This window comes from Ancylobacter polymorphus, assembly GCF_022836935.1.
Taxonomy (GTDB): domain Bacteria; phylum Pseudomonadota; class Alphaproteobacteria; order Rhizobiales; family Xanthobacteraceae; genus Ancylobacter; species Ancylobacter polymorphus_A.
In genome coordinates this window covers 3,040,159-3,053,901 of sequence record NZ_CP083239.1, presented here as the reverse complement: position 1 = coordinate 3,053,901, position 13,743 = coordinate 3,040,159, and the positions used below count along the sequence as shown (strand labels likewise).

The 13,743-nt window shown below is 69.0% G+C and carries 9 protein-coding genes; 4 read left to right on the top strand and 5 right to left on the bottom strand.

Annotation, left to right across the window (positions count from 1 at the left end; translation table 11 throughout):
- Window positions 1–68 precede the first annotated feature (68 nt).
- The 3 genes from K9D25_RS14370 to K9D25_RS14360 all read left to right on the top strand — a co-directional run bounded on the left by K9D25_RS14370 (window position 69) and on the right by K9D25_RS14360 (window position 2,561).
- Window positions 69–317, top strand: coding sequence for a zinc-finger domain-containing protein (locus K9D25_RS14370; RefSeq protein WP_244376248.1), 249 nt, complete (start codon window positions 69–71; stop codon window positions 315–317).
- Window positions 318–326: 9 nt separating this feature from the next.
- Complete coding sequence (locus K9D25_RS14365; RefSeq protein WP_244376246.1) at window positions 327–1,505, top strand: FAD-dependent monooxygenase; 1,179 nt, start codon at window positions 327–329, stop codon at window positions 1,503–1,505.
- A 108-nt stretch (window positions 1,506–1,613) separates the two neighbouring features.
- Complete coding sequence (locus K9D25_RS14360; protein WP_244376244.1) at window positions 1,614–2,561, top strand: DMT family transporter; 948 nt, start codon at window positions 1,614–1,616, stop codon at window positions 2,559–2,561.
- 115 nt (window positions 2,562–2,676) lie between these two features.
- Here K9D25_RS14360 and K9D25_RS14355 read toward each other — a convergent pair whose 3' ends face one another.
- On the bottom strand, window positions 2,677–3,705 hold the full coding sequence (locus K9D25_RS14355) for an LLM class flavin-dependent oxidoreductase (RefSeq protein ID WP_244376242.1): 1,029 nt from the start codon (window positions 3,703–3,705) through the stop codon (window positions 2,677–2,679).
- Between the two features lie 200 nt (window positions 3,706–3,905).
- Between K9D25_RS14355 and putA the strand changes: the two genes are divergently transcribed.
- Window positions 3,906–7,745 (top strand): trifunctional transcriptional regulator/proline dehydrogenase/L-glutamate gamma-semialdehyde dehydrogenase, encoded by a 3,840-nt coding sequence (gene putA / locus K9D25_RS14350; protein ID WP_244376240.1) that lies wholly within the window; start codon window positions 3,906–3,908, stop codon window positions 7,743–7,745.
- A 45-nt stretch (window positions 7,746–7,790) separates the two neighbouring features.
- Here putA and K9D25_RS14345 read toward each other — a convergent pair whose 3' ends face one another.
- The 4 genes from K9D25_RS14345 to mdtN form a co-directional block, all read right to left on the bottom strand.
- Window positions 7,791–9,119: a glutamate decarboxylase gene (locus tag K9D25_RS14345; RefSeq protein WP_244450881.1), complete on the bottom strand. Its 1,329-nt coding sequence runs from the start codon at window positions 9,117–9,119 to the stop codon at window positions 7,791–7,793.
- 183 nt (window positions 9,120–9,302) lie between these two features.
- A complete protein-coding gene (locus tag K9D25_RS14340) occupies window positions 9,303–10,619 on the bottom strand; it encodes a TolC family protein (RefSeq protein ID WP_244376238.1) in 1,317 nt (438 codons plus the stop codon).
- A gap of 225 nt (window positions 10,620–10,844) precedes the next feature.
- Entirely contained in the window at window positions 10,845–12,707 is a 1,863-nt protein-coding gene (locus K9D25_RS14335; RefSeq protein WP_244376236.1) for an FUSC family protein, read from the bottom strand.
- Window positions 12,691–13,740, bottom strand: coding sequence for a multidrug transporter subunit MdtN (gene mdtN, locus K9D25_RS14330; protein ID WP_244376234.1), 1,050 nt, complete (start codon window positions 13,738–13,740; stop codon window positions 12,691–12,693). Before mdtN ends, K9D25_RS14335 begins: the two co-directional genes overlap by 17 nt.
- Window positions 13,741–13,743 lie beyond the last annotated feature (3 nt).

Genomic DNA, 13,743 nt, shown 5'->3' with positions numbered 1-13,743 from the left:
CTTGGACCCGGGCGCGCCAGCGGCTATGGTCGCGCCGATTTCAACGCGAGCGCGGACAGGCGGACATCATGGCGGGCCACGTCGTTCCCCATTTCCACAATTCGGCCGGCGTGGCGAAGATCGCCATCGGCGCCAAGGAATTCATGTGCGTGGGCGCGCTGCCGCCCTACGATCACCCGCATGTGTTCCTCGACATGGGGTCGGATGCTGAGATCATCTGCCCCTATTGCTCGACCCTCTACACCTTTGATTCCCACCTGCACGGCACCGAATCGAACCCGCCGGGCGCGCTGTTCGAGATTCCGGCCGCCGCCTGAGCGCGGCTCTTGCCCACCCGTTCGATTGCGATTGCCGGCGCCGGCATAGGCGGCCTCACCGCCGCCCTTGCGCTGGCGCAGGCCGGCTGTGCCGTCACGCTCGTTGAGCGGGCGGAGGTTCTGGAGGAAGCCGGTGCCGGCGTGCAGCTCGCCGCCAATGCCACGCGCTGCCTGAGGGCGCTCGGCGTCTATGAGCGCGTCGCCGAACACGCGGTGATCCCCACCGCCTTCGCCGTGCTGGACGGGCGGGCCGGCACACGGCTCGCCGGCGGGCCGATGGGCGCGCAGGCCGAGGCCCGGTTCGGCGGCCCCTTCCTCGTCATTCACCGTGCCGATTTGCAGGCCGCCCTGCTCGCCGCCGTGCGCGAGGTGCCGGCCATCACGCTCAAGCTCGGCCATGCGCTGGAAAGCTTCACGCCCGAGGCTGGAGGCGTCAGCTTGAACCTGCGCCAAGCCGGCGGCACGGAAACCCTGCGCGCCGACGCGCTGATCGGCGCCGATGGGCTGCGCTCCGTCGTCCGGCGGACGCTCCAGCCGCAAGCGGCGCCCTGCTTCCGCCACCGCGCCGCCTGGCGCGCCACCGTGCCGGCGGAAACGCTGCCCGCCGCCCTCACCGATCCCGTCACGCGGCTATGGATCGGCCCCGGCGCCCATCTGGTCACCTACCCCGTCAAGGCCGGCCGGGCGATCAATCTGGTCGCCGTCACCCCCGACGAGCGCGAGGCACATGGCTGGAGCGAGGCCGCCGACCGCGACGAGCTTCTGGCGCATTATCGCGGCTGGTGCGCGCCAGCCCGCGCCATGCTCGACGCGCCGGAGCGCTGGCTGCGCTGGGCGCTGTTCGATCTCGACCCGCTCACCGACTGGGGCGACGGCCCGGTGACGCTGCTGGGCGACGCCGCCCACGCCATGCCGCCCTTCCTCGCCCAGGGCGCGGCGCAGGCGATCGAGGACGCGGTGGTGCTCGCCCGCGAGCTTGAGGGAGCGGACGACATTCCCGCCGCGCTGCGCCGCTACGAGGCCGCGCGCCAGCCCCGCACCGCCCGCGTGCAGCGCGCCGCGCGCGGCATGGACCGCATCTATCATCTCAAGGGCCCGGCCCGCCTCGCCCGGGATCTGGTCATGCGCGTTCAGCCGGAAAGCGCGGTGCTGGAACGCTACCGCTGGATCTATGACTGGCGAGCGTGAGCCCGCACGGGCAGTGATCGACTTTTCTCATGGCCATCATGAAAACATCTCGTTTTCCGATCGAAGCCGCGCCGCCTAATTTCTCCGCGATCCATGTGGAGACCACGCATGCCCCCCGCCTCGAAGGCGAACCCGTCCGTCGCCGTCCCGGCCGCACCGGCGACGTTTCTGCCGCTGCCGCTGCCGGTGGCGCTGTTCTGCGTGCTGTGGTCCTCGGCCTTTGCCGGCGCCAAGATGGCGCTGGCCGATTGTCCGCCGCTGATCCTGCTCGCGGTGCGGCTGCTGCTGGCGGGCTCGCTGATGCTGGCGCTCGCGCCGCTGTGGGACAGTGGGGCGCGCCGCAAGGGCCTGCCGCCGATCCGGCGGCGGGATATCGTCGCGCTCATCGGCATCGGCGTGCTCAATAATGCGGTCTATCTCGGCCTCAACTGGACGGCGCTCACCTTCACCTCCTCCGCCTACACCGCCGTGCTGACGAGTTGCCTGCCGCTGCTGGTGGCGCTCGGCGCCGGGCCGCTGCTGGGCGAGAAGATGAGCCCGGCGAAATGGGCGGGCATCGCGCTGGGGCTGATCGGCGTCGTCATCGTGCTGCGCTCGCGCCTTGCCGGCGCGCATGAAACGCTGGCCGGCACGCTGCTCATCGCCGGCGGGGTCAGCGCGCTCGCCGCCGGCACGCTGGCGTTTAAATATCTCGCGCCGCGTGGCGGCATCTGGAGCGGCAATGCCGTGCAGTGTCTCGCCGGCGGGCTGGCGCTGATCCCGGTCGCGCTCGCCACCGAGAGCACCCACGACATTCACCTCACCGCCAATCTCATCGGCGGCCTCGCCTTTCTGGTGATCGGCGTCTCCATCGGCGGCTATGGCCTGTGGTTCTACCTGCTCACCCGCGCCTCGGCGACGGCGGCCTCAAGCCTGCACTTTCTCATGCCGCCGCTCGGCCTGTTCTTCGGCTGGCTGCTGCTGGGCGAGGCCGTGCCGCCGCTCGATTTCCTCGGCATCGTTCCCATCGCGCTCGGCATCTGGCTGGTGACGCGGCCGGCGCGCGCGGTGGTGTAGCTGCTTCACAGCTCTTCCCCACTGCAGCGCAGAGGCGGGATCGTCAGCCAGCAGCGGCACGCGATCCCGGAGCGGCCTGCGGCCGTCCGGGATGACATTGTTGCAGCAACGCCGTTCAGGCCGCCGCCGACACCGCCTGCAGCGCCTTCACCAGCGTGTAGGAGCGCTTTTTCGCCGCCATGTCGGGAATGGCGGTGGTGATCATCAGTTCGTCCGCCTGCGTGGTGTCGAGGAAGCGCTCCAGCCCTTCCGCCACCTTCTCCGGCCCGCCGACGAGCACCTTGTCGCGGTTGCGGCGGATGAACACGCGATCCGCCTCGCTATAGGGATAGGCGGCGGCCTCCTCGGCAGTGGGAATGGGCCCGTAATGGCCGCGCGCGCGGCGCAGATGGGCGAGATCGACGCTGCCGGCGAGGTATTCCGCCTCCTCGTCGGTCGGCGCGCACACGACAGCCAGAGCGAGGATGGCATGCGGCGCCGCCAGCCGCTCCGAGGGCTGGAAGCCGGCGCGGTAGCTCAGCATGGCGTCCAGCACATCATGCTGGGCGAAGTGATGGGCAAAGGCGTAGCCCACGCCGATCTGCGCCGAGAGCCGCGCGCTGTAACCGGAGGAGCCGAGCAACCAGATCGGCGGCAGCTTCACATCCCCCGGCATCACCTGGATGTCGCGGTAAGGATGGTCCGCCGGCCACTGCCCCGTGTCCCACAGCATCAGCTCTTTCAGCCGGTCGAGGAAATCGTCGCCGGGATCGACATCCTGCCGCCGCCGCAGCGCGTGGGAAGTGAGATGATCGGTACCCGGCGCCCGGCCGAGGCCGAGATCAACCCGGCCGGGATAAAGCGCTTCCAGCACCTTGAAGCGCTCCGCCACCATCAGCGGGGCGTGGTTGGGCAGCATCACCCCGCCGGAACCGACACGGATGCGCTCGGTCGCCGCTAGGATTTGCCCCGCCATCACATCGGGCGCGCCCGACGCGACCGAGGCGAGGTTGTGATGCTCGGCGACCCAGAAGCGGGTGAAGCCGAGGCCATCGACATGGCGCGCCAGTTCCAGCGTGCCACGCAGCGCCTCCGGCCCGCTGGAGCCGGAAGCGACGAAGGAGAGGTCGAGGACGGAAAGGGGGGTGTGGGTGAGACGGGTCATGGCGATGAGGTGGGGATCGGCCGCCCGCCTGCCAAGGAGTATCCTCGATGTGACCGGGACGGATCGCCGCGCGGTTCGACACGTCCCGTTCCTGGCAAGGAGAGACGCCTCGGTCGCCCGACCCGTAAGCTTTTGAGTTGCACCTTTTGGCGCCTTTGGTTACACCTCACGATCATACCAGATGAATTTGGGGAACCGCGATGTCCACCACGACGATCGGCGTCAAGATCGATGAGGACCTGCGCGCCCGGCTAAGGGCCGCTGCCGAGCGGGAGGGTTGCACCCCGCACGCTCTGGTCAAGGGCGCGCTCACCGCCGCCATCGAGCGCACGGAGCGCGGGCTGGAAGCGGTTCCGCAGGTCGATGCCGCGCCGGAGCCCGTCCCCACCCTCGGTGGCGTGTCGGGGGACAGCCCCTTCCTCCCCTTCGCCCGCGGCATCCGGCCCCAGAGCGTGCTGCGCGCCCGCGTCACTTCCGCCTATCGCGTGCCGGAGACCGAGGCGGTGCCGGTTCTCATCGGCCCCGCCACCTTGCCGGCGCCGAAAGCCGACGCCGCCCGCGCCCGCGCCCGGCAGCTGGTGGAAGCGCTCCGCGCCAAGGGCCAGAAGGGCCCGGTCGAAGGGCTGATCCACGAATATTCGCTCTCCAGCCAAGAAGGCGTCGCGCTGATGTGCCTCGCCGAGGCGCTGCTGCGCATTCCCGACCGCGCCACCCGCGACGCGCTGATCCGCGACAAGATCGGCCATGGCGACTGGCAGGCGCATGTCGGCCACAGCCCCTCGCTGTTCGTCAACGCCGCGACCTGGGGGCTGGTGCTCACCGGCAAGCTGACCTCCACGACGAGTGAGGCTGGTCTCACTGGCGCTCTCACTAGACTCATCGGTCGCGGCGGCGAGCCGCTGATCCGGCGCGGCGTCGATGTCGCCATGCGCATGATGGGCGAGCAGTTTGTGACCGGCCAGACTATCTCCGAGGCGCTGGCCAATTCCCGCCGCATGGAGGCGAAAGGATTCCGTTACTCCTTTGATATGCTTGGTGAAGCCGCGACCACGGAAGCGGACGCCCAGCGCTATTACACCGATTACGAACAGGCGATCCACGCCATCGGCAAGGCCTCGGCCGGGCGGGGCATCTATGAGGGGCCGGGCATCTCGATCAAGCTGTCCGCGCTGCACCCGCGCTACAGCCGCGCGCAATATTCGCGCGTTATCAATGAGTTGCTGCCCCGCGTCGCCGCGCTCGCCAAGCTGGCGCGCCATTACGACATCGGGCTGAACATCGACGCCGAGGAAGCCGACCGGCTGGAAATCTCGCTCGACCTGCTTGAATCACTTTGTTTCGATGAGGCGCTAAGCGGCTGGAATGGCATTGGTTTTGTCATTCAGGCTTATCAAAAGCGCTGCCCTTATGTGGTCGATTTCCTCATCGACCTCGCCCGCCGCTCCGGCCACCGGCTGATGATCCGGCTGGTGAAGGGCGCCTATTGGGACAGCGAGATCAAGCGCGCCCAGGTGGACGGGCTGGAAGGTTTTCCGGTCTACACGCGCAAGATCCACACCGACGTGGCCTACCTCGCCTGCGCCCGCAAGCTGCTGGCAGCGCCGGACGCGGTGTTCCCGCAATTCGCCACCCATAACGCCCAGACGCTGGCCACCGTCATGGAGATGGCGGGGGCTAACTACTATGCGGGGCAATATGAATTTCAGTGTCTGCACGGCATGGGCGAGCCGCTTTACGAGGAGGTGGTCGGCCGCGAAAAGCTGGGCCGCCCCTGCCGGATCTACGCGCCCGTCGGCACCCACGAGACGCTGCTGGCCTATCTCGTCCGCCGCTTGCTGGAGAACGGGGCCAACACGTCCTTCGTCAATCGCATCGCCGATCCCGCTGTGCCGGTCGACGAACTGATCGAAAGCCCGGTCGATGCCGCCCTGCGCATTGAGCCCGTGGGCGCCCCCCATCCCGGCATCGCCGCGCCGGCCGATCTGTTCGGCGCGGAACGGCGCAATTCGGCCGGACTGGACCTTTCCAACGAGCAGCGCCTCGCCTCCCTCGCCGCCGCCCTGCTCGCGGGCAGCGCCGCGCCGGTGGCGGCAAAGCCTTTGCTGGCGGGTCCTCTCACCATCGACGGCCCGACCCGCCCGGTGCTCAACCCCGCCGATCATCGCGACACGGTCGGCACGGTGGAAGAGACCGCGCCGGAAATGGTCAGCCGCGCAATGGCCTATGCCAATGCGGCGGCGCCGATCTGGCAGTCCACCCCGCCGGACGAGCGCGCGGCCTGCCTGTTCCGCGCCGCCGAGCTGATGGAAGCGCGCCTGCCCGCCCTCATCGGCCTCATCATCCGCGAGGCCGGAAAGTCCTACCCGAACGCCGTGGGCGAAGTGCGCGAAGCCGTTGATTTCCTTCGCTATTACGGCGCTCAGGTACGGGAGGGCTATTCCGGCGACACCCATCGGCCGCTCGGGCCGGTGGTGTGCATCAGCCCGTGGAACTTCCCGCTCGCCATCTTCACCGGCCAGATCAGCGCGGCGCTCGCGGCCGGCAATGTGGTGGTGGCCAAGCCGGCCGAGGAGACCCCGCTCATCGCCTTCACGGCGGTCGACATCCTGCGCGAGGCGGGCGTGCCCGAGGGCGCGCTGCAGCTCGTCCCCGGCGATGGCAAGGTCGGCGCGGCGCTCGTTGCCGATAGCCGCACGCGCGGGGTGATGTTCACCGGCTCCACCGAGGTCGCGCGGCTGATCCAGCGCCAGCTCGCCACCCGGCTCAGCCCGGATGGCAGCGTCATTCCGCTGATCGCCGAGACCGGCGGGCAGAACGCGATGATCGTCGATTCCTCGGCGCTGGCGGAGCAGGTGGTGGCCGATGTGCTGTCCTCCGCCTTTGACTCCGCCGGCCAGCGCTGTTCGGCGCTGCGCGTGCTCTGCCTGCAGGAAGATGTGGCCGACCGCATGCTCGCCATGCTGCGCGGCGCGCTCAAGGAGCTCAGCGTTGGCAATCCGGTGAATCTTGCGACGGATATCGGTCCGGTCATCTCGGCGGAAGCAAAGGCCGGGATCGAGGCCCATATCGAACGCCTGCGCAAGGCCGGTTGCCGGGTGGAGCAGTTTCCGCTCGGCGAGGAGGCGGCGCACGGCACCTTCGTCCCGCCGACGCTGATCGAGATCGGCGAGATCGGAGACCTCAGCCGGGAAGTGTTCGGCCCGGTCCTTCATGTCGTGCGCTATGCCCGTGACGGGCTGGACCGGCTCATCGACGCCATCAACGCCACCGGCTATGGCCTCACCTTCGGCCTGCACACCCGCATCGATGAGACGATCGCCCATGTCGGCGCGCGGATTGAGGTCGGCAATGTCTATGTGAACCGCAACATCATCGGCGCCGTCGTCGGCGTGCAGCCCTTTGGCGGGCATGGGCTGTCCGGCACCGGCCCGAAGGCGGGCGGGCCGCTCTATCTCGGGCGCCTGCTCGCGCGCCGCCCGGCCGCTCTGCTGCCGGCACGCGAGGCCCCGTCCCCCGCCCGGCTCTGGGTGGACTTCCAGTGGGATACCGGCATTCGCACCATGTGCGGGGCGGTGCTCGACGCCACGCCCTTCGGCCATATGGCCGAGCTGCCCGGCCCGGTGGGCGAACGCAATGTCTATGCGCTTTCGCCACGCGGCACCGTGCTGTGCCTGGCGGCCACCGAGCGGGGCCTCGCCGTACAGATCGCCTCCGCCCTTGCCACAGGCAATCGCGTGTTGCTGGAAGGCTCGCAAATGCCGGCGCTTCCCAGCGGCCTGGAAGATTGGGTGCGGCTCACCGACAGCTATGACGGCGCGGCGTTCGATGCCGTGCTGTTCGAGGGCGATGGCGACGCCCTGCGCCGTCTGAACGAAGCCATCGCCGCCCGCGAGGGGCCGATCGTGTTGGTCCATGGGCTGGCGCCGGACGACATCGCGCGCGGCGAGGTCTATCCGCTCGACCTGCTGATGCTGGAACGTTCCACCAGCACCAACACGGCTGCCGCTGGCGGCAATGCCAGCCTGATGACGCTGGGCTGACGCGGCAGGAAGGCCCGGGCGCAGCGACGCGCCCGGGCGTCACACTCAGTTGTGGTTGAAGCCTGCCGCCTCGTCATCGGTCAGCGGGTGGGTGACCGGATGCTTGGCGAAGAAGTCGAGCGCCCGGCGGAAATCGTCGAGCAGAAGGCTGGCGAGATCGCGGCTGACCCCGTGGCGCACCAGAATGCGCTGGATGACGAGATCCTGCCGGTTCGCCGGCATGGAATAGGCCGGGACCTGCCAGCCGCGCGAGCGCAGCCGGTCCGCGAGGTCGTAAAGGGTGTAGCCGCCGAACCCCTTGTCGTCCTTCAGTTTCCAGCACAGCGCCGGAATGCCGGTGTGCCGATTGCCGTCGAAGAGAATCTCGAAGGGCCCGAGCGCAGCGATCTCGCGCGCGAGATATTCGGCGGTGTCGTAGCAGGCGTTCTGGATTTTGGCGTAGCCCTCGCGGCCCAGCCGGACGAAGTTGTAATATTGGGCGACGACCTGCCCGCCGGGACGGGAAAAGTTCAGCGCGAAAGTGGGCATGTCGCCGCCGAGATAATTCACGTCGAAGACGAGTTCCGGCGGCAGGTCGGCCGCCTCGCGCCAGATCACCCAGCCCACGCCCAGCGGGGCGAGCCCAAATTTGTGGCCCGACGTGTTGATCGACTTCACCCGCGGCAGGCGGAAATCCCAGGGAAGTTCCGGTGCGCAGAAGGGCGCGAGGAAGCCGCCGGAGGCACCGTCGACATGGATGGGGATATCGAGGCCCGTCTCGGCCTGCAACCGGTCCAGCGCGTCGCTCACCGCCTTCACCGGCTCATACTGGCAGGTGAACGTCACGCCCAGCGTCGGCACCACGCCGATGGTGTTCTCATCGACCCGCGCAATCACCTCCTCCGGCGTCATGATCAGCCGGTCGCCTTCGAGCGGAATCTCGCGCAGTTCGACATCGAAATAGCGGGCGAATTTGTGCCAGCAAATCTGCACCGGCCCGCAGATCAGGTTGGGCCGGTCCGTGGGCTTGCCCTCCTTGGCGCGGCGCTTGCGCCATTGCCACTTGAGCGCGAGCCCGCCCAGCATCGCCGCTTCCGACGAGCCAACGGTGGAACAGCCAAGCGTGGTGAGGGGATCGGGCGCGTTCCAGAGGTCGGCCAGCATGCGCACGCAGCGCGCCTCGATTTCGGCCGTCTGCGGGTACTCGTCCTTGTCGATCATGTTCTTGTCGATCGACAATTCCATGAGATCGCGGATCTCGTCATCCACCCAGGTCTGACAGAAGGTGGCGAGGTTCTGGCGCGAATTGCCGTCCAGCATCAGTTCGTCGCGCACCGCCGCAAACACATGGCGCGGCTCCCTCTGGACGACCGGGAAACCGGATTTCGGCAGCATTCCCAGCAGGTCGGGCGAGGAATAGATATCGTCGAGGAGATCGTCGCGCAGAGCGGTGCTGGACTTTTCGGGCGTCAAGGCTGGCGTCCTTTTCGGGCTGGTGAAGCCGCTGGAGTAAGCGACATGGGGGCGCCGAAGGCAAGCGAGTGGCGCCGCCTTAGCCGACGCCTCCCTTTCGGTGCCTCAGCGGGCGTCGAGTGCGGCGGGCACCTCGCGCGAGGCCATCGCGCCGAGCACGAAGGCGAGATTGCCCGCAGCGACCAGTGAGGCCGCATGGGCGTCGGACTGCGCCAGCCGGGCGGTGAGCAGCCCGCTTTCGGCGGTGGTGGCGGCGGTGATATCGCCGACGCCGCTCTCATAGGCGCCGAGCGCCGCGTCATACGTTACCGCCGCAGCTTCGGCGAGCGCCGTTGCCGCACGGTAGGAGGCCAGCGCCGAGCGCAGCGTATCGGCGGCGATGACGATCTCGCGGGCGGCCGCGTCGCGGGTCGCCTCGAACGTCGCCTCGCTGGTGGAGGCCAATGCTTCCGCCTTCTTCAGCTGCGCTGCCCGTAGCCCGCCATCGTAGAGCGGCATCGTCACCCCCAGCAGCACGCCGGTGGTCGAGGCCTGCTGGCCGATGGTCGGCAGGCCGGTGGCGCTGAAGCTCGCCCCTCCACCCGCTGCGACCGCGCCGAGGAACACTTTGGGCATGAACTCCGCCTCCGCGGCACCGAGGGCGGAGCGGGTCGCCTTCATCGCGGAGAACGACGCCAGCACATCCGGTCGGCGGGCGAGCGCTGCCTTGATCATCTCTTCCGTCGGCGTCCCCACCGAGGCTGGCAGCGCCCGCCGGCCGGGTTCGCGGACGGTGATGCGGGTGAGCGGGGACACGCCCATCGCGCCCATCAGCAGTTGGTAGGCATCGCGCTCAGCGCCTTGCGCCTGCACGAGGCCGAACTGCGCCTGCGCCACCAGCTGCCGTCCTTGCGCCACCTCCACCGTCGTGCCGCGCCCCTGATCGTTCCGCGCCTGCGCCGCCGCCGAGATCTTGCGGGCATTGGCCGCATTCTGCTCGGCAATCCGTACGCGGCTGCGCGCCGCGCCATAGAGGAAATAGGCGCGCGTCACATCGTGGATGATCTTCTGATGCGTGCCGTTGAACAGGATATTAGCGGCGGTCGCGTTGTGGCGGGCGGCCTTATGCAACGCGTCGCGCTGGCCGAAATCGAATACAAGCCATTGCAGCGCCACCTGCGGCGACACGCCCTCAACCCGGCTCGACACCTGGTTCACGCTGCCCACCGTGACCGGCAGCGTCGACGACACGTCCTGCCAGCCGCCGATGACATTGGCCGAGATGAAGGGCAGATAGGTGGCTTCCACCATGCCCGTACTCAACGCCGCCTGCCGCGCCTGCTGCCAGGCGATGCGGGTCTGCGGATTCTGCATCTGGGCGATGTCGATAAGTTCGGGCAGCCCATAGGCGCGGCGCGGATCGATGCCCGGGGTAGGCTGCATCTGGGCGACGTCCGGCTCGGCCGGGACGCTGAACACCTTGGCCGACGCTTCCGCCGCACCGCTCGCGCCAGTGGAAGCAGCGGCGCCCTCCGGCGTCCAGGGCTGCGCGGGGTCCTGGGGCGCCGTTTTCAGAGCGCTCGTCGCGCAGCCCGCAAGAAAAAGGCCCGCTACAACAACGACTAAGGGCAGCAATGCGTGGTGGCGAAGACGATGCGCGGCCATGCCCTACCCCGCCGCCAGTGTGGCAATGCGTTCGGCCCGATGGGCGAGCGCGTCCGCGGGCTCGGCAGGCTTGGCGACGGGCTCCCCCTGCCCGGCCTCTTGCCGGCCGAGCCGTTCCGCCGCCTCGGCAAAGCGCTGCGCGGTGTCGGTCGGCACGTCAGGGGCGAAGATCAGCGCCGGCAGCACCGCGCCGGCCTCCTCCGCCAGCCGGTGAAGACGCCGTTCGGTGGTCGCGGACGGGCGCAGGCGTGCCGGCTCGAAGGGCAAAAGCGCCAGCACTTCCCGCGACTTGGCGAGTTCGGTCTCCACGGTCGCCGCCTCCGCCACCGCCTGGCGGCGGGCGACGGGATCGAGCGTCGCCAGCCGCGCCAGTGCGGCCAGCGCCCGGGCGAGCCTTTCGCGCACATCGACCACCGCGCTTTTCGGCCATATCTGCGTGAAGACGAGATAAACCACGAGATTGCCTAGCAAAATTCCGACGACGCGGTCGCGGGCGGCGTCCATGTCGGTGCTGGGACCGAAGCCGTTGAGGATGGTGAGAAGGAAGGCGAGGCCAATCTGCACGCCGCCATAGGAGATGCGCTCGCTGCCCGACGACACCCAGGCGGCGACCAGAACGCCGGCGAACACCAGCCCCATCAACCCGCCAACCGATTGAAGATGCGGGATAATATACAGGATCGACGCGAGCCCCAAAGCTGCGCCGACAAGGCAGCCGGCGATGCGGAGCGCCAGCTTGTGCACCGTCTCGCCGGTCGTGCCGAGGGCGGCGACGTAGCAGGTGACCATAGCGGTGTGGATGCCCTGCCAGTCGATCAGCGAATAGATGAGATAGCAGGCGATCGCCGCCGCGGTGGTCTTCAGCGCGTAGCGTTGATGGTCGCTATTGGTGAAGGCATCGGGTGCGAGAAAGGGCGGCTTTGAGGCAACCAACCCCTTGACATCCTTGTCTTTTCCGAGGTCGTCCAGTGCCTGTGCGATGGCGGCGCGCGGCCCCTCGCCCTCGCTGGCGGCGGCGTCCGGATCGGGCCGGCGACCGGCGCGGAGCGCCTCGGCTGCCGCGCGACAACGCTGCGCCAGCCCGCTCTCCACGGTGCCGGGCGGCAGCGCGGCCACCGCCAGCAACAGGCGATAAGTCGTTGCAGCGGAAGCAGAAAGTCGGTCGAGGGCGCGCGTCGGCGCGGTGTGGAACAGGCGCGCCAGCATGATTTGCTTGGCGTCGGCCTCCAGCCCCTCCGCCAGCGCCGCATTGAGCGCCCGCCGCCCCTGGCCGGCGAGAGCCTGCGCCGCCGCCTCAAGCCGTTCCACCAGCGTCTGGCGCAGCAGGCGATGCGGCGACGTGCCGAGCACCAAGGAGAAAAGCGCCAGCAATACCATGGGCATAACCGCCATCTGCCAGGCATAGAGCAGGCCGCGCGTGACGATTTCCCCGGCCGGCACCTGGTCGACCAGGGTCAGCACGAAGGCGATGACGAGGGCGATGATGGCGCCGATCTCGCCCAATTGGGACGCTGAGCTGAGGTAGAGAAAGGCGAAGGAGGTGGCGGCGATGACCACGATCCGCAGCAGCGGCAGCTCCGCCGTCCACTGGATGATCGGTGCGATGAGGAGGACGATGAGGCTTACGAGGACGATGAGACCGAGCGCCTGCCCGACATTTTCCGCCCCGTTGGGCTTGGTGAGGAAAATGATGAGGTAGCAGCTGATCGCCGCCTCGGGCACCTTGTACAGCATCGCCGTGCCGCAGACGAGCGCACAGAGCAGTGCGATCCGCCAGGTCATGGCGAAGCGGCCGGGCGTCGGCTGGAGGTCGGCCCAGACCTCGCGCAGCAGACCGCCGCCGGGCGCTTCAGCAGTCCGTGTCATGGTGCACGGTCGCGGTGGCGGAGGCGCCGATGCGCATGAGATCGGCGGCAGGGTCGAGCAGGCGGATGCGCACCGGGAAACGCTGCGCCACCCGCACCCAGTCGAGGCTCTTGGGCACGATCGGCATCTTGCGCGGCAGAGTGATCTGCTCGGTCGACTGCACGCCCCAGCCAATACCCTCCACCCGGCCGCGCATCTTCACCGCGCGGTTGGCGAGGGTGTAGACCGTGGCGCAATTGCCGACGCGTATGCCGGCCAGCTCGGTCTCGACAAAGGCGGCGGAGGCGTACCAGGCGCCGGTGTCGATCAGCACGAAGACCGACTGGCCCGGCAGCACATATTCGCCCACCGCCGTCTCCAGCCCCACCACCTTGCCATCGAACGGGGCGACGACCTTGGTGTCGGTCAGAGCGCGCTCGGCGATGGCCAGGGCCGCGCGCCGGGCTTCCACCAGCGCCACCGCCGCCGCCGTGTCGCTGACCAGCGCGAGGGCCGCCGCTTCCTGTTGCAGCGCCTGTTTCAGGCTCACCTCGGCGTCGCGCTTGGCAGTGGCGGCGTCGTCCACCTGCTGGGCGCTGACATAACCCTTGGGCCGCAGTGCCTCCAGCCGGGCGAGGGTCTGGGTGGCGAGGGCGAGATTCTGCCGCGCCCGCGTCACCTGTTCCTGCGCGATCACCGCATTGGCGCGCTCGGCGGTCACCGCGCGCTGCTTGTCAGCCAGCCCCGCCTCGGCGAGGGCGAGGTCGGCCCGCGCCTGCGCCACCTGCAATTCATAGGTGGCGGGGTCGAGCGCGAACAGAAGCTCGCCCTTGGCCACCGCCTGGTTCTCGCGCACCGCGATGGTGGCGATGCGGCCGGGCACGGAGGCGGCGATGGCGGTGACATCCGCCGTCAGCTCCGCGTCCTGCGACAGCGGGTTCATCTCGGCATCGCGCAGATAGTGCCAGCCGAGCAGAACCGCCCCGGCGAGGGCAAGAAGGCTCACCAGCACGCCGAGGCTGCGGCGGGGGGCGGGGTGCGTGTGCTCCTCCACCGT